This window comes from Cyanobium sp. NIVA-CYA 375 (genome assembly GCF_056108345.1).
Genome location: NZ_JBSYHW010000001.1, coordinates 1 through 23017, shown reverse-complemented (window position 1 = coordinate 23017; position 23017 = coordinate 1). Strand labels below are relative to the sequence as shown.

Genomic DNA, 23017 nt, shown 5'->3' with positions numbered 1-23017 from the left:
AGTCCCCGGGCTCAGGACATACCAGCCGAGCCACCCACCACTTCCAAGATCTCCTGGGTGATAGCAGCCTGGCGGGCCTTGTTGTAGTCGAGGGTGAGGCTCTTAGCGAGAGCCTTGGCGTTATCGCTGGCATTGTTCATCGCCGTCATCCGGCTGGCCAACTCCGAAGCTGCGGCCTCCTGCAGAGAACGCAGAAGCTGGTTTTCCAGATAAAGGGGCAGCAGGGCATTAAGCAGCTGATCAGGGCTCTGATCAAAAACGATGTCGGAGGGCAGCTTGGGCTGCAAGTTGGTAGCCGTACCCACTTCAACTCCAAGCCGACCATCCCGGGTGGTAAGACGGAAGATCTCATCTTCAGGGATGGCAATGCCCTGGGGATCCAAGGGCAACAGGGTCTGGATAACTGGCTTGGAGCTCACCAGGTTGATAAATTTGGTGAAGATGATCTCGACACGATCAGTGCTGCCAGAGAGGAACTCCGAAAGTACTTCGTTAGCAATACCCATCGCCTCGCTAGCCTTGGGCACTTGCTCAAGGCCGGTAAAAGTGGCACGAATCGTGTACTGATTAGCGCGGTTCTGGAAATAGGTGATCGCCTTACGACCGATCAATACCAGATCCACCTTGTAGCCCTGGCCAACCAATTCAGCGGTGCGCAGTTCCGTGCGCTTGATGATGTTGGCGTTGTAACCACCGCACAAGCCCCGATCACCGGTAACGACAAGCAGGGTGATGGTGCCAACCTCGCGCTGCTCGAGCAGGGGAGCGTCGGCATCTTCAAAGCGCATGCGTGACTGAAGATTTTCCAGCACTCGGGCGAGCCGGTCAGCAAAAGGACGGCTGCGCAGCACCTGCTCCTGGGCGCGGCGCACCTTGGCGGCTGCCACCAGGCGCATGGCCTCAGTGATCTTGCGAGTGTTCTTGACCGAACCAATCCGGTCGCGGATATCTTTGAGGTTTGCCATTAGTTATGCCCCTCCTCAAACGGAGGCGAGCATGGTCGACTTCACCTCGTTGATGGCATCCTTAAGCATGGCTTCAGCTTCGTCGCTGAGCTGCTTCTCGGTCTGCACCTTGGAGATGAACTCGGCCTTGTTGCTCTTGAGGTATTCGCGCAGCTCGCGGCAGAACTGCACCACAGACTCCACGGGAACTTCGTCGATCAGGCCCTTGACGCCGGCATAAACCACAGCCACCTGCTCCGCCAGGATTAGGGGGCTGAACTGGGGCTGCTTGAGAATCTCGCGCAGGCGCTTACCCCTGCCGAGCTGCTGCTGAGTTGCGGCATCAAGGTCGGAGGCGAACTGGGAGAAGGCAGCCAGTTCATCGAACTGGGCCAGCTCGAGCTTCAAGGTACCGGCAATCTTCTTGATCGCCTTGGTCTGGGCAGCACCGCCCACCCGACTAACGGAAATACCAACGTTGATGGCGGGGCGTAGACCGGAGTTGAACAGGTCGGAACTCAGGAACACCTGGCCATCGGTGATCGAGATCACGTTGGTGGGGATGTAGGCAGATACGTCACCGGCCTGGGTTTCGATGATCGGCAGTGCGGTCATCGAGCCTTTGCCCATGGCATCGCTGAGCTTGGCGGCACGCTCAAGCAAACGGCTGTGGCAGTAGAAGACGTCGCCTGGGTAGGCCTCACGACCAGGGGGGCGACGCAGCAGCAGGGACATCTGGCGATAGGCCTGGGCCTGCTTGGTGAGATCGTCGTAAATCACCAAGGTGGCCTTGCCCTTGTACATGAACGATTCGGCCAGCGCCGCACCGGTGTAGGGAGCCAGGTATTGAAGGGCTGCAGCCTCGGAGGCACTAGCAGCTACCACGATTGTGTAATCGAGGGCTCCCTTCTCCCGCAGCACTTCGACCACGTTGGCTACGGATGCGGCCTTCTGACCAATGGCCACATAAACGCAGACGACATCTTCGCCCTTCTGGTTAATGATCGTGTCGATGGCGATAGCGGTTTTGCCCGTCTGACGGTCGCCAATAATCAGCTCGCGCTGGCCCCGGCCAATCGGAATCATGGCGTCGATGGCGGTGATACCCGTTTGCATGGGCTCGTGCACCGACTTGCGCTGGATGATGCCAGGCGCCATTGATTCGATCAGGCGAGTTTCGGTGGTGGCGATGTCCCCCTTGCCGTCGATGGGCTGGCCCAGCGAATTCACAACCCGGCCAAGCATGGCGTCGCCAACGGGCACGGCGGCGATCTTGCCGGTTGCCTTGACGGTGCTGCCCTCCTGGATGCCGCGACCTTCGCCCATCAGCACCACGCCGACGTTGTCGTCTTCGAGGTTGAGGGCGATGCCTTCAGTGCCGTCCTCGAACTGAACCAGTTCGCCGGCCATCACCTGCTGTAGGCCATAAACGCGGGCGATGCCATCGCCGATCTGCAGCACGGTACCGACGTTGCTGACCGAAACCGACTTGTCGTAGTCCTCAATCTGCTGCTTGAGGATGGCGCTGATCTCGTCGGGGCGGATGGAAACCATGGGAGGAAGTCCCCACAGGGGGGGTGGTGGAAGGGAAGTCTTTGAGGCGGGGAGGGAGCTACCGGAGGAAGGCCCATCCGGAAGATTGGGCGGGCAGAGGAGCTAGCTCACCTGGGCCAGCGCCAGTCCGAGGCGGCGCACCTGACCAGAAAGGCTGGCGTCAATGACTTGGGAGCCCATGCTGACGATGAAGCCACCGATCAGACTCGGATCGACAACAAGGTCGAACTCCACAGACTTCGAGCCAGCGATAGCTTGTACTTTGCGGTTTAACTCAGCCTGCTGCTCCTCGCTGAGAGAAGAAGCAGAGGTCACCTTGGCCAAGGTGATATTGCGCAGCTCCCGATAAAGCTCAAGAAAACGCATCAGCACAGCCTCCATCATGGGCAATCGCTGGCGGTCGGCCAGGAGCTTGAGAAGGTTTTGCACCGATGGGGTGACCTGATCGTTGAACAACTTTGCCAAAGCGGCCTTCTTGGCCTCAGGCTCAAGCACGGGTGATGCCAGAGCAGCTTTTAGCTCAGGGCTGGATCTGAGCACTGTCAGCAGGGTTTTCGCCTGCTCAGCGACAGTGTCAGTCTCTTCGCGAGATTCCGCCACTTGCAGCAACGCTTCGGCGTAGGGAGTGGCAATCGAGTTGAGGAGTGGCATCAGGCTTTACCCAGGGTTGAAATGGACTGATCGATCAGTCGGGCCTGGGCATCTGCATTGAGCTTGCCGGGAAGGGTGGCAAGTGCTTGGGCAATAGCCCGATTGGCGGCTTCGCGGCGCAACTGGTCGGTGACGCGGGCTGCTTCGGCATTCAAGTCGGCCATGGCTCCCTGCTTGAGACGGGCCATTTCATCAATCGTGCGCGTCTCGCTTTCCAGGCGCAGGGCTTGGGCGCGGGCTAACCCATCAGCGCGAATCTGCTCAGCTTTTTGCTGGGCTGCGGCCAGATCTTGCTGGGCCTGGGACAGCGAAGCAGTGGCCGTAACCAAACGCTGCTCAGCATCCTCGAGATCGTTGAGGATGGCTGCTCGGCGGCGCTCAAGGATGCTGCCGAGAAAACCTGGTAAAAACTTCCAAAGGCAGGCGATCACAATCGCCAAGTTGATGATGTTGGTCTCAAACGGATTGAGATTGAAACCAAATCCGCCGTGACTAGCTAGCAGTGAGGGGAGCAAAAAAGTCATGAGGCGGCCAGCAAGCGGGACACGATCAGGTCACCGAGCTTGTCGGCATCCTTATTGAGCTGAGCCATCGCCTGATCGCGCTGGGCATCTATCTCGCGGCGCGCATGCTCACGAGAAGCATTGGCATCTGCAGTAGCTGCGGCGAGAGCGTCGCGATAAAGCCGATCCATCTCCTGCTCGGCCTCGAGAATCAGCTTTTGGGACTGCTGACGAGCATCCTTTAGCTGTTCCTTAAGGTCCGCTTCCAGTCGTTCGGCTTGGGCCAGCTTCTGCTTGGCTTCGGCACGGCTGGTGGAGATGAAGCTCTCACGCTCTTCCACGGCCCGTCCAACGGGTCGGAAGAACAGCGAATTCAGAATGAAGGTAAGGAGAACCACTTGGACCGCCATCAGCGGCAGGGTGGCATCGAGGTCAAAAAGACCTCCCTCCGGGACACCTGCTTCGGCGAGCAGAAGCCAGCTGGTCATTGGGGCGAGGGCGCTGGAACGATCGGACGAGATTGAAGTTAATGAGGCTGGGGAGTTAGGCGCAAGCAGCCCCTAACTCCCTTCCACTCACGCGACGTTCAACCGGCGAAGGGGTTGGCGAATAGCAGCACCAGGGCGACCACTAGGCCGTAGATGGTGAGCGCTTCCATAAAGGCCAGGGACAGCAGCAGGGTGCCGCGAATCTTGCCTTCGGCTTCAGGCTGACGTGCAATGCCTTCGACGGCGCCGCCAGCTGCGGTGCCCTGACCGATGCCGGGGCCGATGGCTCCGAGGCCTACAGCCAGGCCAGCGGCCAGAACAGACGCAGCGGAGGTGATGGAATCCATGGTGGAGTGGGGGATGGGGGTCGCGGTTGTGGCGCGTTATGGACCGGGATTAAAACCCTGCGCTGAGGACACCCTTTAAAGGATGGGCCCGGAATGCCTCCGGACCTGCGCGAGGAAGATTTAGCAGACCGCCTGAGCGGTGCCGCTGTCGAGGAGCTACTAATGGTGCTCTTCGTGCACTGCCTCACCGATGTAGTAGGCAGCGAGGGTGGCAAAAATCAGAGCCTGAATAGCACTGGTGAAAAGACCCAGGAACATTGCAGGCAGGGGCACAATCAAGGGCACTAAAAATGCCAAAACTGCAACCACAAGTTCGTCCGCCAAGATGTTGCCAAAAAGACGGAAGGAAAGGGAAAGAGGTTTGGTGAAATCCTCAACAATCTTGAACGGAAGCATGATCGGCGTCGGCTCAACGTAGTACTCGAAGTACCTCAGGCCCTTACGGCTCAAGCCGGCATAGAAATACGCCAATGACACCAACAACGCGAGAGCAATTGTGGTATTAATATCGGCTGTGGGAGCTCCGAGCTCGCCATTGGGCAGATCAATCAGTTTCCAGGGCACTAGGGCCCCACCCCAGTTACTGACAAAAATGAACAGGAAAAGAGTGCCGATGAAGGGCATCCAATCCCGGTAGGCCTTCTCGCCAATCTGTTCACGGGAAAGATCGCGGATGTAATCCCAAACGAATTCCAGCAGGTTCTGGGTACCTCGGGGATCACGCTCCAGTTTGCGAGTGCCCACAACCACCAGGGCAAGCAAGGCACCGATAACAACCCAGGAGCTTATGAAGACCTGGCCGTGAATCTTGAGGTTGCCAAGTTGCCAGTAGAGGTGTTGACCAACCTCCAGTTCAGCAAAGGGGAGAAGGAGAGGCATCGGAGCCAGCGAAGGGGAGTTCGGGGTCGCCAGGGCGACGGAACGGTAAAGGGATCAGGTGTCGAAGACAGCCTGGAGAATCAGCGCAGGCTTGTAGAGCAGGAAGCCCAACAAGGCCGGCAGGATCGAAAGTTGGGGGACCCTGGATGCGAACAACACCAGGACAATTGGCACCAACAACTGGATCTTGCTAACCCGCCGGGAGTTTTCTCCCAGCTTGGTGACACTACGGCTCAGTAGCCACAGATAGAGAAGACCAGCCAGAGAACCCACCATCAGGCTGAAAGCCGTGGAGATGGAGAACAAAAAGGCTGTTGCTGCCACCGCCACTGCCGAAAGCAGCAAGGTTGCTAGCAAAAGCCGGCGTTGGAGCCGGAAATAACCATCCATGCCATTGCTGACATCGGCGGCTAGCGCTGGCAGGGTTGAGATGCCGGTGGCATCATCCGACTGCTTGTCCACTCCACCATCTTGAACTGCCGTTGAAACGGTGGGTTCAGGGTCGGGAAGTAGGGGGCAGGGGAGAGATACCGACAAGCGCGCTCAAATCCCTGAAAAGGCGCGCGGAATCTATCACGCTGCCGATCGCTGCATCTTCAAAGCACGGGCAGCAGAACCTTTTGCTCCACCAGTTGGCGCGCTACGGCAATCCGCTGCGCCGCCGGCCAATCCAAAGGCAGTTGGCCGATCGCCATGCCCGGCAAACTCTCCAGAGCAGCCATCAGGGCAAGCCCGTCCTCGCTGACGTCAAGGGGCAGTAAATCAGGCCCCATCAAGCGGGTGGCTGGCCAGCCCCAAAGGCAACGGTTGGTTTCACCCCGCGCTGCCAGCAGAACTTCGTCGTTACTCCAGTCCGGTGCGCTCACCGCACCATGGCTGAGAAAAAATTCGAAATGGCTGATATCTGGATCAAGCTCCTCCACCAGGCTCCACTGCTCAAGCTGACTGAGGCCCTGGGCCCGCTCCAGCAGCTCACCACTAAGCAAGCGCGCCGGCGACCACACCTCCGGATTGGAAAACCCGGCAAACTCCAAACCGGCTGAGGCCACAAAAGCCAGCAGACGCTCGAGGTTGTAGCTGGTCTCTTGGGGGTGCAGATACATATCCGCAAAATTGGCATCGGCTGCCGTGTCGACGATCCAACGCCGCTCGTGATGCTGGCGCAGCCGGTTTCCCTCAGGCAATTTGGCTAGCAACTGGCGACCCAGCCGTAGCCCCTCCTCGCCCGAACCGACGGCCAGCCTTGTCAAGGCCCGCTGGGTGCGGTGAATTTCCCAGCGGCCGCCGTCGGCATACAGGAAAAGATGCAATAGGCCGCCCGGCCGCAGCAACCCCGCCAATGCCTGCAAGCCAGCCTCTGGCTCACGCAGATGGTGCAGCACCCCAACCGAGTTGATGTAGTCGAAAGGCCCCTCGCCAGCCAGATCGAGCAGGCTGCGCTGTTCGATACGCAACTCCCGCACCGCTTTTGCCGCACCTGAACGACGGATGCGCTCCCGTGCCACCTCCAGCGCCCCGGCGCTGATATCCACTGCCATCACCGCAGCACCTGGATTGAGGTGGCAGAGGTAATCGGTGCTGACGCCGGTGCCGCAGCCAGCGTCGAGAATCCGCCAAGGCCGTTCACCTTGGTCGGGGCGCGGCGGCAGGGCACCAGTAGCAGCAGCCCAGGCGCTGTCGACGCACCAGCGCCAGTTGTATCCAGGGGGCGGGCCGTCCTGGAGGGGGTCTCCCGGGTAGGGGAAACGGTCGTAAAAGGCGCTCACCATCGGCGTGGCGGCATCACTGGCGGGCAAGGACGGATCAACGGCAACAGGCTGAGCTTTTCACGCCCAGCGGCCAATGGAACGGGTCAAATCCAGTCAATTGGCAATAGCAAGCCAGCGAAGCTGCAAACATTTGTTCATGGCTAGGCAAAGGGCCCGAGGGCCAGACGTAACGTGACCCAGCCCGGTTCGCTCTCGTCAATGACCGTGACCGCCAGCAGCGGTAGCACCAGGGTTTCACCCCAGCGCTACGACACCCTGCCGCTCTCCAGCGTCCGTCAGGCGGAGCAACAGGATCGCTTCCCCGACGGCGGCGAGCTTGAAACCCTGGTGGCGTTTTTCCAGAGTGGCCAGCAGCGCTTAGAAGCAGCGCGCCGCATCTCAGAAAACGCTGATTTCATCGTGGCCAAGGCGGCCAACCGGATCTTCACCGGCGGCACGCCCCTCTCCTATTTGGATGCCCCCCTGAGCATTGTCAGCGGTGCTGCCAGCGACGCCACCCCCCTAGCCGCTGACCAAGCCGCCTTCCAGCGCTCAGTGAGGACCTTCGCCCAAGGCACCGCCGACACCGGCGGCAACCTGATCACCCGCTTGCTTGAGGGCGCCGGTGGCGACGCAGACGTGCGGGTAGTTCTCCCCACCGGCTTCAGCCCGATCGCAGTGGGCCGCTACGGCACCGATCGGATGCGCAAGTCGCTGCGCGACATGGCCTGGTTCCTTCGCTACGTGGGCTATGCCCTGGTGGCGGGAGACCCCAGCATCCTGGCCGTAAACACCCGTGGCCTTCGGGATGTACTCGAGAAGGCCTGCTCCTTGGCAGCCACCAACGTGGCCCTGCAGGAAATGCGCTCCGCAGCCGCCGGCCTCTGCAAAGACAATCCCCAGGCTCGCCAGCTGGTGATCCAGTACTTCAACGTGCTGCTCGCCGAACTGCAGGTGGCCACACCCAGCACCCGCCAGCGCCTCGGCAGCCCAGAAAACCAGGGCCTACAGCTCCCTGCCACCTATGCCCTAGCCGCAGATGGCAAGCAGCGCTTCGTCATGCGGCCGCGCCTAAGTGGCTCCCAAAAGGCCGAAGTGATTCGCGCCGCCTACCGCCAGGTTTTCGAACGGGACATCGCCAAGGCCTACAGCCAAACACCCTGCCCGGTTGAAGCCACCCAGGTGCGCCAGGGCCAGTTGTCGATGCGGGAATTCATTCGCTCCCTCGGCCACAGCAAGGAATATCGCCAACAGTTTTTCGGCCGCTTCTCCAACAGCCGGGCGGTTGAGCTGGCTTTCCGCCACTTCCTAGGTCGCGGCATCAGCTCCCGTGAGGAATTCACCCGCTACTTCGATATCGTCAGCGTCCAAGGCCTGAATGGCCTAGTGGATTCCCTAATCAACACCCTGGAATACGCGCGGGTGTTCGGCGAAGAAACCGTGCCCTACCTGCGGGATCTCGGTGAAGAGGCCCAAGAGAGCGCCGGCTGGGGATCAAATCGCAAGCTATTCCGCTTCAGCGCTCCCTTTGAAGGCGCACCCCAATACGTAACCCTCTACGCCTCCTATCGCCAACCCTTCGCCGATCAGCACGTCTACGGCGGCGGCAACGACCCCCTGGCCCTCAACTATGGCGCGATTTTTCCCTCCGGCACCGCCTCAGTGGCAACCCGGCCAGCGCCCTACGGCTACGACAGCCGCCGCATCCTGATCGGCAATGGCCTGGCCCAGCCTGGCCAGATGGACAGCGTCCAGTTCCGCAAGGCCACTCCCCGCCGAGTGGGCCCCAAGGTCGTACGCCTCCAGCAGATTGCTACCGGCGGCAGCTCCGTGCCCCGCCGTGGCGGCCAACCCAGCATCCGTGGCACTGAAGCCAGCACCCAGGCAGTTATTAATGCGGTGTATGTGCAAGTTTTAGGCACTGCTGGCTATGCCGGAGAGCGCAATAAGGTTGAGGAAATCAAGCTCGAAAACGGAGACATCAGCCTGCGGGAGTTCATCCGCCAAGTCGCCCGTTCCAAGGCCTTCCGCCGCCGTTATTGGAGCGGCCTTTACATCACCAAGGCCATCGAAGTGATCCATCGCCGGCTGCTAGGTCGTCCAACCTTCGGGCGATGGGAAATTGACGCCTACTTCGATACCGCTGCCCGCGCCGGCTTCTATGGGGTAGTCGACGGGATTCTCAACAGCAGCGAATACAACGAAACCTATGGCGAAGACACAGTCCCATACGAGCGTTTTGTCACTGCTAATGATCGAAATGCGCGTAAGGTGCCCGGCCTCAACCGCCCCTTTGATGCATCTGCCTATGCCAATCAATTTGCCCAGGAGAAACGTCCAAACGTGTCCGTTGATCAGACCATACGCACTACCGGGGATATAACCAATCGAAATCTGTCGGCGCGTCGGCAGATGGTCGTGGGGAGCTGGACAGCCCAGACCGTAGGGGGCGAAACCATGAAGCCATCTCAGCCCCAAGACAACTTCATTGCGGGGCCGGGCAGCATCCGCCAAGCACCTGCACCGACTCGCCGCTGGAGGTAGCCCCCTACGTCCAGCAACGCCTCAGCCCCATGGCACCCCTGCGCGCTGCTTCAGCGACTTCAAGCCTCCCGGAGACACTTCGGGGGGTTTTTTATGATCAAGATAATAATTGTCGCAAAAGTTGAGCCGCAAGCCGAAACAAGTGGAGCGATTAGCTAAGCAAAATGATGAATAATTGCTGCGCCAAGCCGCTAGTAACAACATCGCCCAAAGCCATTGCGCCGCAACAGGTTTTCCGAACACAAACGCCATGAAGAACTGTTACCACCACGGGAGCAGTGAGGGGCTTTGCCGCAGAATGATTTGGCGATCGGCGCAAGTCGATCCGTTCCCTTACCCACCGGATATCGGTCTCCGTCAAGGCGGCCGCTTGTTTCGAGGCAGAACTGCATGAGCATCGTCTCCAACTCGATCATCAACGCGGACGCGGAAGCCCGCTATCTCAGCCCTGGCGAACTCGACCAGATCAAGTCCTTCGTGGGCGCTGGTCAACGTCGTATTCGCGTCGCCCAGGTTCTCGGAGAAAGCCGCGAGCGCATCGTCAAGACCGCTGGTGGCGCCCTGTTCCAGCGGCGTCCCGACGTGATTTCCCCCGGCGGCAACGCCTACGGCGAAGAGATGACCGCTTCGTGTCTCCGCGACATGGATTACTACCTGCGCTTGGTGACCTACGGGATCATCGCCGGCGATGTGACCCCCATCGAAGAGGTTGGCATCATCGGAGCCAAGGAGATGTATCGCTCCCTCGGCACTCCCCTCGATGCCATGGCTGAGTCCGTGCGGGAAATGAAGAACGCCGCCATGGGCCTACTCACCGGCTCTGACGCTGAAGAAGCCGGTTTCTACTTCGACTACGTCATTGGCGCCCTCTCCTGAGGAAGCGTTCTTTTACTACTCCCCGCCACCACAGCTGGATTCATGCAAGACGCGATCACAAACGTCATTAATCAGGCCGACGTTCAGGGCCTGTACCTAGACGACTCCGCCATGGGCCGCCTGGAGCAGTATTTCACCAGTGGTGAACTGCGCGTCCGCGCCGCTGCCACCATCAGCGCCAATGGTTCGGCCATCATCAGAGAGGCCGTAGCTAAGTCGCTGCTGTATTCGGATATCACCCGTCCGGGCGGCAACATGTACACCACCCGTCGCTATGCGGCCTGCATCCGCGACCTGGATTACTACCTGCGCTACGCCACCTACGCCATGCTGGCTGGCGACACCTCCATCCTCGATGAGCGGGTACTGAATGGTCTCAAGGAGACCTACAACTCCCTTGGCGTGCCCATTGGTGCCACCGTCCAATCAATCCAGGCCATGAAGGAAACCACCGCTGCACTGGTGGGTCCCGATGCCGGTCGCGAAATGGCCGTCTATTTCGACTACATCTGCTCCGGCCTGGGCAACTGATCCCTGCCAGCGGCACACCCGAGGATCATCTCCATGCGTCTGTTCAAGATCACGGCCTGCATCCCCAGCCCGGAAAAGAGCCGCACCCAGCGTGAGCTTCAAAACACCTATTTCACCAAATGGGTGCCCTACGACAGCTGGTTCGCTGAGCAGCAGCGGATCATGAAGCAGGGTGGCAAAATCCTCAAAGTGGAACTAGCCGCCGGACGTCGCCAACAAAACGTTGGCAACTGAGATTCAGTAGTTTTTGTTTCTCCCCAAGCTCGGCACTGGCCGGGCTTTTTTATTGTTTGACTCTGGCTGCCAGGGGTCGACAACACCCCCCCGGGCACGGCTCAATGGGTTGAAGATGGCCCTAGCTCTGCCATTCCCCAATTCCAGCTTTGGCTCGCACCGCAACCCATCAATCACACAACGACCCAGACGACGGCTCTCCGAAGGCTGGGGGGCTACTGCCGTTGCCTTGGCCCCAGTGGCCAGCAGAGGCCAGATTGCTTCTGGGCATGGTGGCGCTCTGGAGCTTGATCGGGCTGCTGGTGCTCACCTCCGCCAGTTGGTGGGTCGCTGAACGGGAAATGGGTGACGGCGCCTTTTATCTCAAGCGCCAGCTGATCTGGATGGCTGCCAGCTGGGGGCTGCTCTGGCTCGGCTTGCGCACCAGCCTGCGGCGCTGGTTGCATCTGGCTCCGCTGGGGTTGTGGGTTGGCATCGTTCTGGTCGCAGCCACCCTGGTTGTAGGCAGCACTGTCAATGGCGCCAGTCGCTGGCTGGTGCTTGGACCGGTACAGCTGCAGCCATCGGAATTGGTCAAGCCTTTTGTGGTGTTGCAGGGAGCTGCCCTTTTCGCCCACTGGAAGCGCATCGGCAACGACCAAAAACTGCTCTGGCTCGGGGCCTTTGGGGCCCTGATCCTGCTGATCCTCAAGCAACCAAACCTCAGCACCGCCGCCCTATCCGGGCTGCTGCTTTGGCTGATGGCCCTGGCAGGGGGCCTGCCCCTAACCAAGCTGCTAGGGGCCGCCGGAGCAGGAGGGCTGTTAGGCAGCGCCAGCATCATGCTCAACGAATACCAGCGTTTGCGGGTGGTGTCGTTTTTAGATCCCTGGCGGGATGCCCAGGGGGACGGCTACCAACTGGTACAGAGCCTGATGGCGATCGGCTCAGGTGGCTTTCTAGGCGAGGGCTTTGGCCTTTCCACCCAGAAACTGCAGTACCTGCCGATCCAGAGCACCGACTTTATTTTTGCAGTATTTGCTGAGGAATTCGGCTACGTGGGCTCGGTGGTGCTGCTGCTGTTTTTGCTCCTGTTTGGCTTCGTGGGCCTGAGGGTCGCTCTTAGCTGCCGCAGCAACCAGCAGCGCCTTGTCGCCATCGGCTGCACCACCTTGCTAGTGGGCCAATCCATTCTCAACATCGCCGTAGCCAGCGGTGCCATGCCCACCACCGGCCTGCCACTGCCACTGATCAGCTATGGCGGCAACTCTTTGATGGCCAGCCTGCTTGTTTGTGGTCTATTGATCCGCTGCTCGCTGGAGGCCGGCGGTCTTGCCCCTACCCCCCGGCACCGGCGCACCGCAGCTGCCCGATAGGCTGATTAGATGATTAATTTTGGGCCCCAACTGGCCGATTGGGCCCGTAGCAGCGAATCGCTGCTGCAGCACTCCCTGGCCAGCCCCACCGCCACCACCTTTGGTGTCGTGTTTGCCGGTGGGCTGCTCACGAGTCTGGGCCCCTGCTCCCTTTCGCTTTTGCCAGTCACCCTTGCCTACCTAGCTGGTTTTGGCGGCACCCCCGGGGTTAAACCCAGCCAGGCACCCTGGCAGCGCAGCCTCAGCTTTGCGGCCGGCATTGTGGCTTCCTTAGTGCTGCTGGGCCTGGTTAGCGGCCTACTGGGCCGGATCTACGGTCAGATCCCGGGGCTGATTCCCACGGTGGTGGCTGTGCTTGCCCTGCTGATGGGCCTAAATCTGCTGGGCCTGCTGAAGCTGCCCCTGCCCGCCGGACCCGATCCTGAAATCTGGCGTCGCCGGGTGCCGGCCCCCCTGGCTCCCATAGCCGCAGGCCTAGCTTTTGGTCTGGCCGCAACCCCCTGCACCACCCCTGTACTTGCGGTGCTGCTGGCCTGGATGGCCCAGAACGGCAAACCACTTGTGGGCATGTTGCTGCTCACTAGCTTCGGAGCCGGTCAAGTGGTGCCGCTGCTGCTGGCCGGCACCGCAGCCGCCAGCCTGCCGAGCTTGCTGAGCCTGAGGCGGCTGGGCCAATGGGTTCCCCCGATCAGCGGCGTGGTGCTGGTGACCACCGGCGCCCTCACCCTGGTGGCCAACTGGCGATGAAAGCCTTGCTGCGGCTTGTGGGCTGGATCTCTGATCTGCGGGTGGCGATCGTGCTGCTGCTGGTGATTGCCAGCACCAGTGGCGTCGGCACGGCAATCCCCCAGCGGGAACCAGCCGAGCTCTACCACCGGCTCTACGACCCCCAACCCTGGCTGGGTCTGCTGAACGGCGATGGGGTGCTGGCCCTGCAGCTCGACCATGTGTATTCCAGCGGCTGGTTCCTGGGGCTGCTGGCCTGGCTGGCCCTAGCCCTGCTGCTCTGCAGCTGGCGCCGCCAGTGGCCCGCCCTGCAGGCCGCCCTGCGTTGGGTCGACTACCGCACCCCCCGCCAGCTCAGCAAGCTCAGCGTGGCCGAAACCCTCAGCACAGACACCCCCAAGGCGAGCCTCGATCAGCTGGCCGGACTGCTGCAGCGCCAAGGCTGGCAAATTCAGCGCCACGACGACCGCCTTGCCGCCCGCAAGGGTCTGCTGGGCCGGGTTGGGCCCTTGCTGGTGCACGCAGGGATGGTGGTGCTGATGCTCGGGGCCGCCTGGGGGGCCCTGGGGGGACAACGGGCTGAGCAATATCTGGCCCCCGGCCGCAGCCTGGAGCTAATGGACAGTCGAGGCAGCAGCAAGCTCACCCTTGCTCTCGACGGCTTTTCCATCCAGCGCGATCCCGCTGGGCGACCTGAGCAATTCACTTCCAAGCTGCGCATCCTGGAGGGCGATGGCAGCGAGGGCAGCCTGCTGAAGCAAGCCGAGATCAGCGTTAATCATCCGCTGCGCTTTCAAGGGGTCACCCTTTATCAAGCCGACTGGGCCCTGGCCACCATCAGCCTGCAACTCGGCAAAAGCCCCCTGCTAGAGCTGCCGCTGCAGAGCTTTCCACAGCTAGGCGAACAGGTTTGGGGAATCGTGCTGCCTACCCGCCCAGATGGCAGCGAGCCGGTGCTGCTCAGCCTGGGAAGTGAACAAGGGCCTGTGGAGATCTACGGCGCCGACGGAATCTCAATAGCTCGCCTGTCCCCAGGCGGCGCAGCTGTGGAAGTGAAGGGGCTGCCGATACGGGTTGAAAGCGTGCTGCCCGCCAGTGGCATCCTGCTGAAGCGGGATCCGGGCGTGCCTTTGGTCTACGCAGGATTTGCGATTGCCCTGGCCGGTGGCGGGCTCAGCTTGCTAGCCACGCGTCAGCTGTGGGCAATTGCCGAGGGGCCGGCCGGGCAAGCGGGTCAGCTGCACGTGGCCGGACTCTGCAACCGCAATCTCACGGGCTTCGCTGCCGAGCTGCCCCAGATGCTCGCCCAGCTCTAACAAGCAAGCCGAGTGCCGTGGCTGACGCGCACCACGGTGTGAACGTTGCCGCGGGGGTGAAAATCGGCCTCCAGCTGCATCCACTGGGGGTCGGTGGCGGCAACCAGATCATCCAGGATGCGGTTGGTCACCTCTTCATGGGAGATGGAGCGGTCGCGATAGCTGTTTACGTAGAGCTTGATCGCCTTGAGCTCCACCACCCGAGGGCCAGGCTGGTAGATCAGGCGCAGGACAGCAAAGTCGGGGTAGCCGGAAAACGGGCACTTGCAGGTAAATTCCGGCAGCTCGATCGACACCTCGTAGGGACGGCCGGGCCTGGGATTGTCGAAACAGATCAGCTCGGCTTCAGCGATGGCCCGCTCGCCGTACGAAGGCGTCTGGGTGAGGCAGGACGCATTGGCAGAAGCAGGGCTAGAAGACATTGGAGCAAGGAAGGGGAAAGGGCCAGTGCTAGATAGGGATTCTAGGAAAAGCGGCCGTAGCCAACAGCCGGCCTAGCTGGTAACAACCGCTACGACGACCCCCACAAAGCTCGGGCCTAATGGGCCTAGTCCCTTCCATAGGCAGGGATTTCCTGAGAGACTTCCAATTCAGCCCCCTGCTGTTCCCATGAAAAAAGTTGAGGCCATCATTCGTCCCTTCAAGCTCGAGGACGTCAAGATCGCCCTAGTCAATGCGGGAATCGTGGGCATGACCGTGAGCGAGGTGCGAGGTTTTGGCCGTCAGAAGGGCCAAGTGGAGCGCTACCGCGGCTCTGAATTCACCGTCGAGTTCCTGCAAAAGCTCAAACTTGAGATCGTTGTCGACGACGACAAGGTGGACACGGTGGTGAGCGCCGTTCAAGATGCAGCCCGCACCGGCGAAATCGGTGACGGCAAGATCTTCGTGAGCACCATCGATTCGGTGATTCGGATCCGCACCGGTGATCGGGACAGCGGCGCCATCTGAGCGCCAGCAACCCTCTCGATTTTTATGCCCTGGGAGTCAGCGTGCTGGCTACCAGGGTCTTTATTTGTTCTGGTTCAACAAGCTGTTCAACAGACTCAAAAAGATCCCCTGCAACATCAGCCATTCCTACCTGCCCATCGCGATCGGGGCGCCGCAGCCAGAGCAGGTATTCGTGGTTGCCTGCAGGCCCGGTAATTGGTGAGGCCACCAGGCCGCACGCAGCCAGGCCCAGGCCAGAGGCCGCGTTGATCACCCCTGCGATGGCATCGCAATGGGCAGCCGGATCACGCACCACGCCGCCCTTGCCGACCCGGCCCTTGCCGACCTCAAATTGGGGTTTAACCAGCAACAGCAGATCCAGGGGGGCCTGGGGTTGCAACAGCCCCAGCAGGGCGGGCAAGACCAGCCCTAGGGAAATGAACGACACATCGGCCACCGCCAGATCGGGCCAGGGATCCTCGGGCCCGTAAAGGCCATCAGGGGTGAGGTGACGCAGGTTGGTGCGCTCCTTGAGTACTACGCGAGGATCACTGCGCAGACTCCAGGCGGTCTGGCCGTAGCCCACATCGATTCCGTAAATGCGGCAGGCCCCGTGCTGGAGCAGGCAGTCGCTGAAGCCGCCAGTGGAGATGCCGCCATCAAGACAAACGCGCCCCTGCACTGCGATTGGGAAGGCCTCAAGGGCCCGCACTAGCTTTTCGCCGCCCCTTGAGACGTAGCGGGGGGGCTGCTGCACCAGCAGCTCCGCCTCCGGCAGCACTTCGGTGCCCGGTTTATCGAGCACACGGTCGCCCTGGCGCACCCGCCCGGCCCTAATCAACTGCTGGGCCTGCTGACGGCTTGCCGCCAGGCCACGGGCCACCAGCTCCAGATCCAGTCGTTGCTTGCGGGCCATGGCGCTCCACGTTTTGTGATCAAACCACAACGCAACCGGAACAGATTCCAAGCATCCCTGCCTCCGCACCAAAACCCAGCAGAAGATATCCCTCTGAAGTTGATCCGGCACCAATGGCCACCCAAATCCGGACCGCGACTGCTGCAGCCAATGTGCTGGAACTGTTCTATCCCGGCAGCTTCGTCAAACTGCGCAATCAACCTGCCGACCTACCCCCCTTCCAGCTGATCCAGTGCCGCGGCGGCCGCTGCTGGGTGCGCCAGCAGGCCTGGGGCCAGCAGGTGCACTGGGAAGTGGAGCACCGGCGCCTAATTACCGCTGCCTAAGGGGCGCACCCATACATTGGTCTGGACGTGAGCCAGACGCGGCCTTGATCGAGCGTTACACCTTGCCCGAAATGGGCAACCTCTGGAGTGAAGAGGCCAAATTCCAGAGCTGGCTGGATGTGGAGATCGCCGCCACCGAGGCCAACTGTGAGTTGGGGCGAGTGCCGGCCGAGGCGGTGGCCGCGATCAAGGCGAAGGCCCGTTTCAGCGTCGCGCGAATTCTCGATATCGAAGCCGAGGTGCGCCACGACGTGATCGCCTTCCTCACCAACGTCAATGAGCACGTAGGCGACGCCGGCCGCTACATCCACGTGGGCATGACCAGCTCCGACGTGCTCGACACCGGCCTGGCCCTGCAGATGAAGGCCTCGGTGGCCCTGCTGCGCATCGAGCTCGACCTGCTGGCCGATGCACTTAGGGCGCTAGCCCGCGAGCACAAGGGCACGGTGATGATCGGCCGCAGCCATGCCATCCACGGCGAGCCGATCAGCTTCGGCTTCAAGCTGGCCGGCTGGCTGGCCGAGGTAGAGCGCAACCGCGAGCGACTCGAGCGCTTGGAGCGGGTGGTGAGCGTGGGCCAGATCTCCGGCGCCATGGGCACCTACGCCAACACCGACCCCCAGGTGGAGGCGATCGCCTGCGCCAAGCTCGGCCTGGTGCCCGACACCGCCAGCACCCAGGTGATCTCCCGCGATCGCCACGCCGAATACGTGCAGACCCTGGCCCTGGTGGGCGCGGCCCTGGAGCGCTTCTCCACCGAGATCCGCAACCTGCAGCGCACCGACGTGCTCGAGGTGGAAGAGAACTTCGCCAAGGGGCAAAAAGGCAGCTCGGCCATGCCGCACAAGCGCAACCCGATCCGCAGCGAGCGCATCAGTGGCCTGGCGAGGGTGCTGCGCAGCTATGTGGTGGCGGCCCTGGAAAACTGCGCCCTCTGGCACGAGCGCGACATCAGTCACAGCTCGGTGGAGCGCATGATGCTGCCCGACTGCTCGGTGACCCTGCACTTCATGCTGCGGGAGATGACCGAGGTGGTGAAGGGCCTAGGGGTGTACCCCGAGAACATGGCCCGCAACATGAACGTTTACGGCGGTGTGGTGTTTAGCCAGCGGGTGCTGCTGGCCCTGTTGGAAGCCGGCATCAACCGCGAAGACGCCTACAGGATCGTGCAGCGCCATGCCCACAGCGCCTGGAACACAGACGGTGGCAACTTCCGCGCCAACCTCGAAGCCGATGGCGAGGTAACGGACAAGCTCAGCGCTGAGCAGCTGGCGGATTGTTTCAGCACCGATCTGCACCAGGCCAACCTGGGCGTGATCTGGCAGCGACTGGGGATTTGAGCTAGAGATTTGAGCTGGCAGACAGTTCAGGACCAGTGCAGCCGAATCGGCACCGCCCCATCCAGGCTCAGCTTTACCGGACAGCTTTCCCCGGCCCGCTGCAGCACCGCCCGCTGCTGCTCGCTGAGGCCCACCGGCAGGCTGATCCACACCTCCAGCAGGGCGATCCGCCGTGGCGCCTCGGCGCCCATGGTCTTCTGCACCAGGGCCGTGGCCACCAGGTCGGTGGGCGAGAACCGCTCCCCCTTGCCCTGGTTGTCGGTGGGGGCATCGGTTTCGAGCACAGAGCCCGAAGGGCCGTGGCTGGAGTGGCAGCGAAGGCCCCCCTCGTAGCGGCTGTCGATCGTGGTCATCGCGAGGCATAAGCGCCACCCCACTCAAGCGCCTGGACGGTGATAAGGCCCTCCCTGCTGGATCGTGCTGGCCCGATAGAGCTGCTCCAGCAGCAGCAGCCGCGCCAACTCATGGGGGAAGGTCAGCGGCGAGAGGCTGAGGCGCCAGTGGGCCCGCCCCTTGAGCGCCGGGTCGAGGCCAGCGGCCCCACCGATCACAAACGCCAGCCGCCCAGAGCCAGAGCCTTCAAGCGCCTTGGCGAAGGCCAACGAGTCGTAGCTCTGGCCCTCCTCGCACAGGGCCACCAACTGCTCGCCGCCGCGCAGCTCAGCGGAGATGGACTCCGCCTCGCGGGCCATGCCACCATCCCGCAGCTCCACGATCTCCAGGCCCGGGAGCCGCTTGCGGTAAAGCTCTACCCCTTCGCTCACCCAGCCCTTGCGCACCTTGCCCACCGCCAGGATGCGAATGCGAGCGGGATTGATCACGGGTTACTGCCCTCCAACCTCAAGACTGGGGGCGCTCGATCGCCGGATCCAACTGACCCTTGCCACTAGTAAACAAATCCTCGATCTCGCAAACCGGGAAGCGATTGATCGATTTGAGGGCAGCGCGGGCCTTGTTGCGCAGCTGCTGGCTGATCGCTTCGCAGTAGGGCACCTGGGCCAGCAAATCGACGGTGCGGCGCAGGATCCGCACCACATCGCCCTCATCAATTGAGGTGTTGGCGATTATGTCGCTCCAGCTGGCGCCTTTGGCCCAGGCGTGCACTAAGCCCATCAGCTCGGGCTCCCACCAAAGCGGGAAGTTGACCTTGGCATGCTCCTGCTGACGCTCCAGCTCGCGGCGCAGGCCGCGCAGATCATGCAGGGCCTCCTCGGCGGCAGGCGGTGGCGGGTAGCCGCACCACAGATCGGGGCGGTTGACTTCGGTGGAGATGGCTTCAAACACCGCCGCCAGCTGGGGCGGATCGAGCTCGTCGAGGTGGCCGCTCATCAGCGACAGTCCGAGCCACAGCTCATTGTCGCCGCGCAGGGCGGCCACGGTGCGGCCCACCTCGGTGGGCTCCAGGCCATCAGCCCCCGCCAGAGCACCGAAAAAGCGCAACACCTCAATCAAAGCCAGGAACGTATCCCAGTGGCGATTAGAGCGGAAGTGCAGCAGCTGCTGGCGCTCCTCGATCTCCAGCTGCAACTCCGACCTGCGGCGGCGGTGCTTTTTGAGCTGGCGGCGGTCGCCCCAGCGGTGGGCCGGATGCAGCTCCAGGCCTTCCTCCAGCTGCTGCACCTGAAGGACTTGGTCCTGAACCTCACCGGCCAGGTCGTACTGGGGGGTGGCCATGTCGTGGCGACTGGCCATGTGGGCAACGGCAAGGGCCAAGCCGCCACTGGCCTGATCGCCGTGGCGCAACTCACCAAGTTGGCGCAACTCGGGGGGATCCACCTGGCTCACCTGCAGGCAACTGAGCTCGGCATGCAAGCTCACCACCCCGTGGCAGGGCAGCAACAGCCAAAGGTTCTCGTCGGTGAGGCACTTGAGCAGGGGGAATTGCCCCGGCCCCTTCACCTTCTCGACAATCACCGCCGGCGTCACCCGGCCGCGCAGCTGAGGTGCCTTGAGGCTCACCAAAGTGCCCTCGCTGGCGAATTGCAGCGCCAAGGTGAGCTCATGGGCGACTGTTTCCTCAGCCTGCTGCTGCAAGATCCGCAAAATGCGCCTTTCTTCGCGCAGGTGAGCTCGCTGCTTTTCGTAGTCCTCGAAGTCGTCCCAGGGCACTTCACCAGAGCCATCTTCCAGGCCTTCGAGCTGCTGCATCAACTGGGCGATGCGGGCTTCGTCCTCCACCAAATCGAGGGTGGCCAGGTAGCGGCCGAAACTGCGCTCAACCAGCTCCTTGGCCTTGGCTAGGTCGTGGCGCTGCAACAGGTTGAGCACCATGCCGTAGCTGGGCATGAACTGGCTGACCAGCGGATCGGCTGGCGCAGTAGCTAGCTGGCCCGCTTCACGCACCCCCTCAAAGCGGCTCTGCACGGTCACCACGTAGCCCTGGATATCGAGGCCGCGCCGGCCGGCCCGGCCCGCCATCTGCAAAAACTCACTGCCCATCAAAGGACGATGGCCTCGCTCGGTGCGCTTGCTCAGCGCCGAAATCACCGTGGTGCGAGCCGGCATATTGATGCCGGCGGCCAGGGTTTCGGTGGCAAACACCACCTTGATCAGCCCCTGCTGGAACAGCTCCTCGATCAGCTCCTTCCAAGCCGGCAGCACGCCGGCATGGTGGGAGGCAATGCCCCGCAGCAGGGCCTCGGCGTGGCCGCCTTCCCGCACCGCCTCGGGGGTCGTTGCCACAAATAGATCCAGGCGGGCCTTGATGCGCGCCTGTTCAGCAGGGGTTACCAGGGCGGCCTTGCCCAGCTCCTTGACGCCCTTATCGCAACCGCGGCGACTGAAAATGAAGTAAATGGCCGGCAGCATGTCGCGCTCCGCCATCTGGGCCACCACAAAACCCAGGGGCGGAGCCTCGGGCTGGGGTGGTTTCGGTGTTTTCGGGCCCTTGCGCTGGCTGCCCTTGGGGGCGCGCCACACTTTGCAGTTGGGATGGAGACCCGTGCCCTCGTCGTTGAGCAGGGGGTGCAACCCCTTGGCACTGCAAAAGCTGAAGGCCAGCGGCACCGGCCGGTGGTCACTGAGCACCAGCTGGGTGGGCCCATGCACTTTCTCGATCCAGTCGGTGAGCTGGCCGGCATTGGCCACCGTGGCCGAAAGCGCCACCAACTGAATCGGCGGCGGGCAGTGAATGATCGACTCCTCCCAGACGGTGCCCCGCTGGGAATCGTTCATGTAATGGCACTCATCGAGCACTACCGCCTCCACGCCCTCGAGCGGGTCATCTCCCGCATCGGCTGCCGCGTAGAGCATGTTGCGGAAGATCTCGGTGGTCATCACCACCACCTGGGCCTCCCGGTTGAGGCTCATATCACCGGTGAGCAGCCCCACCTTGTCGGCACCAAACTGCTCACGGAAATCGCGCAGTTTCTGGTTAGAGAGCGCCTTGAGCGGCGTGGTGTAAAAAACTTTCTGACCATGGGCCAGAGCGCGGTAGATGGCGTATTCGCCCACCAAGGTCTTGCCAGAGCCCGTGGGGGCGCTCACCACTACCGAGTGGCCCTGGTTGAGCGCGTCGATCGCCTCGAGCTGGAAGTCGTCGAGAGGAAAAGGGAAAATATTGGCAGATTCTGATAAATACATTACAAGAATTATCGCCCCAAAATCATAGAGAAGCTAAAGCCAAAGCCTAGGCAATGGGGCAAGCGCTGATGAGCGATAGAAATATAGACATAATATGAAACGAATCATAGCATAAACATTTCAAGAACCAACCCCACTCCAAGGACGCCGCCAGGGCGAGAGATCCCAGCCGAGCAGATTTTCCAACTGATCGATATCACTTCTTAACTGTTCATAAACGTATGACCACTCAAAGAGCGAGGGGCCCTCTCTGTAATTTCCCATTCGCATATGAATGACTGGAGAATCCACAAAGGCATCGACGCCCAGAAAATCTGTTACTTTTTGCAGACTACTCCATCGGTCAAAGAAAAAGTCTTCTGAAGAAAGAAAGAGCATTTGATCAAGCTCAAAGAACTCAAGAAGTCTCTGAATCTGTTCAAAGTATCTACCTCTATCAACGTAAGAAAAGATGCGATGCTGCATCTGTCCAGCAGCGTGAATTCGCAACCGTTCCTCGTGAATACATGAGAAAAAGCTTAGGCTTTCATCCCCCCTAATCGCCTGCATAGACCAATGAGAATAGGCCCTAGCCATGGGGTTGCGCAGGAGAAAAATTAACTTAATTCCAGGATTATAGCGATAGATTCTCCTGGCGCACTCCATCCAGTACATATAGATTGGAGTCACCTCACCCCCCCCAGTTTCAGGAAAGTTGTCACCCCTCTGATCAGTACATCCGGGGGCTTGAGGACATGACTAATGCGTCGATACAGCGAGGCCGTCAAGGCTGATGTGAGGAGGCGGATGAGCCCGCCGCACAGGCAGAGCGTGGCCTGGATTTCAGAAGAGCTGGGCATTCACCTCGCCACCCTCTACAACTGGAGAAAGGCCTGGCGGTTGCAGGGAGAGGTGGTGCCGTCATCCGAGAAGGAACCAGAGGGCTGGAGCGCTGCCGACAAGTTCACGGTGGTGCTGGAGAGCGCCGGGCTCAACTCCACCGAGCTCAGCGCCTACTGCCGCGAGCGGGGCCTGTTCCCGGAGCAGGTGAGCCGTTGGCGGCAGGCGGCCCAGGATGCCAACGCCAAGCCTGTGCTGACGATGGCCGAACAGAAGGAGCTTGAGAAGCTCCGCGCCCAGGACCAGCGGGAGATCAAAGCCCTCAGAAAGGAGTTGCAGCGCAAGGAGAAGGCCATGGCGGAAATGGCGGCTTTGCTGGTGCTGCAAAAAAAGTGGGATGCCTTCTGTTCG

General features: G+C 61.4%; 27 protein-coding genes. 11 read left to right on the top strand and 16 right to left on the bottom strand.

From position 1 onward, the window contains the following. Positions 1-11: 11 nt before the first annotated feature. From AC01FP_RS00135 to AC01FP_RS00095, 9 genes are all read right to left on the bottom strand, one after another. A complete protein-coding gene (locus AC01FP_RS00135) occupies positions 12-965 on the bottom strand; it encodes a F0F1 ATP synthase subunit gamma (protein ID WP_474476567.1) in 954 nt (317 codons plus the stop codon). A gap of 15 nt (positions 966-980) precedes the next feature. Continuing rightward, the gene (gene atpA, locus AC01FP_RS00130) at positions 981-2498 is read right to left on the bottom strand and encodes a F0F1 ATP synthase subunit alpha (protein WP_254937417.1); all 1518 of its coding nucleotides are present in this window, start codon (positions 2496-2498) and stop codon (positions 981-983) included. A gap of 102 nt (positions 2499-2600) precedes the next feature. After that, the gene (gene atpH / locus AC01FP_RS00125) at positions 2601-3149 is read right to left on the bottom strand and encodes an ATP synthase F1 subunit delta (RefSeq protein WP_474476564.1); all 549 of its coding nucleotides are present in this window, start codon (positions 3147-3149) and stop codon (positions 2601-2603) included. After that, complete coding sequence (locus tag AC01FP_RS00120; RefSeq protein ID WP_474476561.1) at positions 3149-3673, bottom strand: F0F1 ATP synthase subunit B; 525 nt, start codon at positions 3671-3673, stop codon at positions 3149-3151. Before AC01FP_RS00120 ends, atpH begins: the two co-directional genes overlap by 1 nt. Beyond that, entirely contained in the window at positions 3670-4140 is a 471-nt protein-coding gene (locus AC01FP_RS00115; protein ID WP_474476559.1) for a F0F1 ATP synthase subunit B', read from the bottom strand. Before AC01FP_RS00115 ends, AC01FP_RS00120 begins: the two co-directional genes overlap by 4 nt. A 98-nt stretch (positions 4141-4238) precedes the next feature. Further along, positions 4239-4487 carry an ATP synthase F0 subunit C gene (atpE, locus tag AC01FP_RS00110; RefSeq protein WP_106502337.1) on the bottom strand — a complete coding sequence of 83 codons (249 nt, stop codon included), beginning with the start codon at positions 4485-4487 and terminating at the stop codon, positions 4239-4241. A 159-nt stretch (positions 4488-4646) separates the two neighbouring features. Then, positions 4647-5366 (bottom strand): F0F1 ATP synthase subunit A, encoded by a 720-nt coding sequence (gene atpB, locus AC01FP_RS00105; protein ID WP_474476555.1) that lies wholly within the window; start codon positions 5364-5366, stop codon positions 4647-4649. A 54-nt stretch (positions 5367-5420) separates the two neighbouring features. Continuing rightward, complete coding sequence (locus tag AC01FP_RS00100; protein WP_474476552.1) at positions 5421-5903, bottom strand: ATP synthase subunit I; 483 nt, start codon at positions 5901-5903, stop codon at positions 5421-5423. Positions 5904-5962: 59 nt separating this feature from the next. Then, positions 5963-7135 carry a class I SAM-dependent methyltransferase gene (locus AC01FP_RS00095; RefSeq protein ID WP_474476896.1) on the bottom strand — a complete coding sequence of 391 codons (1173 nt, stop codon included), beginning with the start codon at positions 7133-7135 and terminating at the stop codon, positions 5963-5965. Positions 7136-7333: 198 nt separating this feature from the next. On the opposite strand from AC01FP_RS00095, the gene AC01FP_RS00090 reads away from it, so the two are divergent. Then, positions 7334-9658: a phycobilisome rod-core linker polypeptide gene (locus AC01FP_RS00090; protein WP_474476893.1), complete on the top strand. Its 2325-nt coding sequence runs from the start codon at positions 7334-7336 to the stop codon at positions 9656-9658. A gap of 21 nt (positions 9659-9679) precedes the next feature. On the opposite strand, the gene AC01FP_RS00085 is transcribed toward AC01FP_RS00090, so the two are convergent. Beyond that, complete coding sequence (locus AC01FP_RS00085; protein ID WP_474476549.1) at positions 9680-9910, bottom strand: hypothetical protein; 231 nt, start codon at positions 9908-9910, stop codon at positions 9680-9682. Between the two features lie 138 nt (positions 9911-10048). Between AC01FP_RS00085 and AC01FP_RS00080 the strand changes: the two genes are divergently transcribed. From AC01FP_RS00080 to AC01FP_RS00055, 6 genes are all read left to right on the top strand, one after another. Then, a complete protein-coding gene (locus AC01FP_RS00080; RefSeq protein WP_106502340.1) occupies positions 10049-10534 on the top strand; it encodes a globin family protein in 486 nt (161 codons plus the stop codon). Between the two features lie 42 nt (positions 10535-10576). After that, positions 10577-11065, top strand: a complete 489-nt coding sequence (gene apcB, locus AC01FP_RS00075) for an allophycocyanin subunit beta (protein WP_255022911.1) — start codon at positions 10577-10579, stop codon at positions 11063-11065. Between the two features lie 33 nt (positions 11066-11098). Beyond that, positions 11099-11299 (top strand): phycobilisome linker polypeptide, encoded by a 201-nt coding sequence (locus tag AC01FP_RS00070; protein ID WP_474476546.1) that lies wholly within the window; start codon positions 11099-11101, stop codon positions 11297-11299. A 218-nt stretch (positions 11300-11517) separates the two neighbouring features. After that, the gene (locus AC01FP_RS00065; protein ID WP_474476891.1) at positions 11518-12654 is read left to right on the top strand and encodes an FtsW/RodA/SpoVE family cell cycle protein; all 1137 of its coding nucleotides are present in this window, start codon (positions 11518-11520) and stop codon (positions 12652-12654) included. 9 nt (positions 12655-12663) lie between these two features. Beyond that, positions 12664-13401 (top strand): cytochrome c biogenesis CcdA family protein, encoded by a 738-nt coding sequence (locus AC01FP_RS00060; RefSeq protein WP_474476543.1) that lies wholly within the window; start codon positions 12664-12666, stop codon positions 13399-13401. Further along, positions 13398-14696, top strand: a complete 1299-nt coding sequence (locus tag AC01FP_RS00055) for a cytochrome c biogenesis ResB family protein (RefSeq protein WP_474476540.1) — start codon at positions 13398-13400, stop codon at positions 14694-14696. Before AC01FP_RS00060 ends, AC01FP_RS00055 begins: the two co-directional genes overlap by 4 nt. On the opposite strand, the gene queF is transcribed toward AC01FP_RS00055, so the two are convergent. Continuing rightward, positions 14693-15118 (bottom strand): preQ(1) synthase, encoded by a 426-nt coding sequence (gene queF / locus AC01FP_RS00050; RefSeq protein ID WP_474476537.1) that lies wholly within the window; start codon positions 15116-15118, stop codon positions 14693-14695. The genes AC01FP_RS00055 and queF overlap by 4 nt on opposite strands. Before the next feature lie 187 nt (positions 15119-15305). On the opposite strand from queF, the gene AC01FP_RS00045 reads away from it, so the two are divergent. Further along, positions 15306-15644 (top strand): P-II family nitrogen regulator, encoded by a 339-nt coding sequence (locus tag AC01FP_RS00045; protein ID WP_094561365.1) that lies wholly within the window; start codon positions 15306-15308, stop codon positions 15642-15644. A 22-nt stretch (positions 15645-15666) separates the two neighbouring features. On the opposite strand, the gene AC01FP_RS00040 is transcribed toward AC01FP_RS00045, so the two are convergent. Beyond that, positions 15667-16539, bottom strand: a complete 873-nt coding sequence (locus AC01FP_RS00040; RefSeq protein ID WP_474476534.1) for a TlyA family RNA methyltransferase — start codon at positions 16537-16539, stop codon at positions 15667-15669. A gap of 113 nt (positions 16540-16652) precedes the next feature. On the opposite strand from AC01FP_RS00040, the gene AC01FP_RS00035 reads away from it, so the two are divergent. Together AC01FP_RS00035 and purB are read left to right on the top strand one after the other, a co-directional pair. Next, the gene (locus tag AC01FP_RS00035; protein WP_474476531.1) at positions 16653-16865 is read left to right on the top strand and encodes a hypothetical protein; all 213 of its coding nucleotides are present in this window, start codon (positions 16653-16655) and stop codon (positions 16863-16865) included. A 44-nt stretch (positions 16866-16909) separates the two neighbouring features. Then, the gene (purB, locus tag AC01FP_RS00030) at positions 16910-18205 is read left to right on the top strand and encodes an adenylosuccinate lyase (protein ID WP_474476528.1); all 1296 of its coding nucleotides are present in this window, start codon (positions 16910-16912) and stop codon (positions 18203-18205) included. A 26-nt stretch (positions 18206-18231) separates the two neighbouring features. On the opposite strand, the gene AC01FP_RS00025 is transcribed toward purB, so the two are convergent. The 4 genes from AC01FP_RS00025 to AC01FP_RS00010 form a co-directional block, all read right to left on the bottom strand. Continuing rightward, positions 18232-18558 (bottom strand): OsmC family protein, encoded by a 327-nt coding sequence (locus tag AC01FP_RS00025; RefSeq protein WP_474476526.1) that lies wholly within the window; start codon positions 18556-18558, stop codon positions 18232-18234. Positions 18559-18582: 24 nt separating this feature from the next. Next, the gene (locus AC01FP_RS00020) at positions 18583-19023 is read right to left on the bottom strand and encodes a 23S rRNA (pseudouridine(1915)-N(3))-methyltransferase RlmH (protein WP_474476888.1); all 441 of its coding nucleotides are present in this window, start codon (positions 19021-19023) and stop codon (positions 18583-18585) included. 22 nt (positions 19024-19045) lie between these two features. Further along, the gene (locus tag AC01FP_RS00015) at positions 19046-21787 is read right to left on the bottom strand and encodes a DEAD/DEAH box helicase (protein WP_474476523.1); all 2742 of its coding nucleotides are present in this window, start codon (positions 21785-21787) and stop codon (positions 19046-19048) included. 120 nt (positions 21788-21907) lie between these two features. After that, entirely contained in the window at positions 21908-22432 is a 525-nt protein-coding gene (locus tag AC01FP_RS00010) for a sulfotransferase domain-containing protein (protein ID WP_474476885.1), read from the bottom strand. A 96-nt stretch (positions 22433-22528) separates the two neighbouring features. Between AC01FP_RS00010 and AC01FP_RS00005 the strand changes: the two genes are divergently transcribed. Beyond that, positions 22529-23017, top strand: a 489-nt coding sequence (locus AC01FP_RS00005; protein ID WP_474476520.1) for a transposase, incomplete at its 3' end; no start/stop codon positions are given.

Coding starts and splice junctions, on each gene's coding strand:
- AC01FP_RS00135 (WP_474476567.1), bottom strand. CDS start 965: ATGGCAAACCTCAAAGATATCCGCGACCGGATTGGTTCGGTCAAGAAC.
- atpA (WP_254937417.1), bottom strand. CDS start 2,498: ATGGTTTCCATCCGCCCCGACGAGATCAGCGCCATCCTCAAGCAGCAG.
- atpH (WP_474476564.1), bottom strand. CDS start 3,149: ATGCCACTCCTCAACTCGATTGCCACTCCCTACGCCGAAGCGTTGCTG.
- AC01FP_RS00120 (WP_474476561.1), bottom strand. CDS start 3,673: ATGACTTTTTTGCTCCCCTCACTGCTAGCTAGTCACGGCGGATTTGGT.
- AC01FP_RS00115 (WP_474476559.1), bottom strand. CDS start 4,140: ATGACCAGCTGGCTTCTGCTCGCCGAAGCAGGTGTCCCGGAGGGAGGT.
- atpE (WP_106502337.1), bottom strand. CDS start 4,487: ATGGATTCCATCACCTCCGCTGCGTCTGTTCTGGCCGCTGGCCTGGCT.
- atpB (WP_474476555.1), bottom strand. CDS start 5,366: ATGCCTCTCCTTCTCCCCTTTGCTGAACTGGAGGTTGGTCAACACCTC.
- AC01FP_RS00095 (WP_474476896.1), bottom strand. CDS start 7,135: ATGGTGAGCGCCTTTTACGACCGTTTCCCCTACCCGGGAGACCCCCTC.
- AC01FP_RS00090 (WP_474476893.1), top strand. CDS start 7,334: ATGACCGTGACCGCCAGCAGCGGTAGCACCAGGGTTTCACCCCAGCGC.
- AC01FP_RS00085 (WP_474476549.1), bottom strand. CDS start 9,910: ATGGCGTTTGTGTTCGGAAAACCTGTTGCGGCGCAATGGCTTTGGGCG.
- AC01FP_RS00080 (WP_106502340.1), top strand. CDS start 10,049: ATGAGCATCGTCTCCAACTCGATCATCAACGCGGACGCGGAAGCCCGC.
- apcB (WP_255022911.1), top strand. CDS start 10,577: ATGCAAGACGCGATCACAAACGTCATTAATCAGGCCGACGTTCAGGGC.
- AC01FP_RS00070 (WP_474476546.1), top strand. CDS start 11,099: ATGCGTCTGTTCAAGATCACGGCCTGCATCCCCAGCCCGGAAAAGAGC.
- AC01FP_RS00060 (WP_474476543.1), top strand. CDS start 12,664: ATGATTAATTTTGGGCCCCAACTGGCCGATTGGGCCCGTAGCAGCGAA.
- AC01FP_RS00055 (WP_474476540.1), top strand. CDS start 13,398: ATGAAAGCCTTGCTGCGGCTTGTGGGCTGGATCTCTGATCTGCGGGTG.
- queF (WP_474476537.1), bottom strand. CDS start 15,118: ATGTCTTCTAGCCCTGCTTCTGCCAATGCGTCCTGCCTCACCCAGACG.
- AC01FP_RS00045 (WP_094561365.1), top strand. CDS start 15,306: ATGAAAAAAGTTGAGGCCATCATTCGTCCCTTCAAGCTCGAGGACGTC.
- AC01FP_RS00040 (WP_474476534.1), bottom strand. CDS start 16,539: ATGGCCCGCAAGCAACGACTGGATCTGGAGCTGGTGGCCCGTGGCCTG.
- AC01FP_RS00035 (WP_474476531.1), top strand. CDS start 16,653: ATGGCCACCCAAATCCGGACCGCGACTGCTGCAGCCAATGTGCTGGAA.
- AC01FP_RS00025 (WP_474476526.1), bottom strand. CDS start 18,558: ATGACCACGATCGACAGCCGCTACGAGGGGGGCCTTCGCTGCCACTCC.
- AC01FP_RS00015 (WP_474476523.1), bottom strand. CDS start 21,787: ATGTATTTATCAGAATCTGCCAATATTTTCCCTTTTCCTCTCGACGAC.
- AC01FP_RS00010 (WP_474476885.1), bottom strand. CDS start 22,432: ATGGAGTGCGCCAGGAGAATCTATCGCTATAATCCTGGAATTAAGTTA.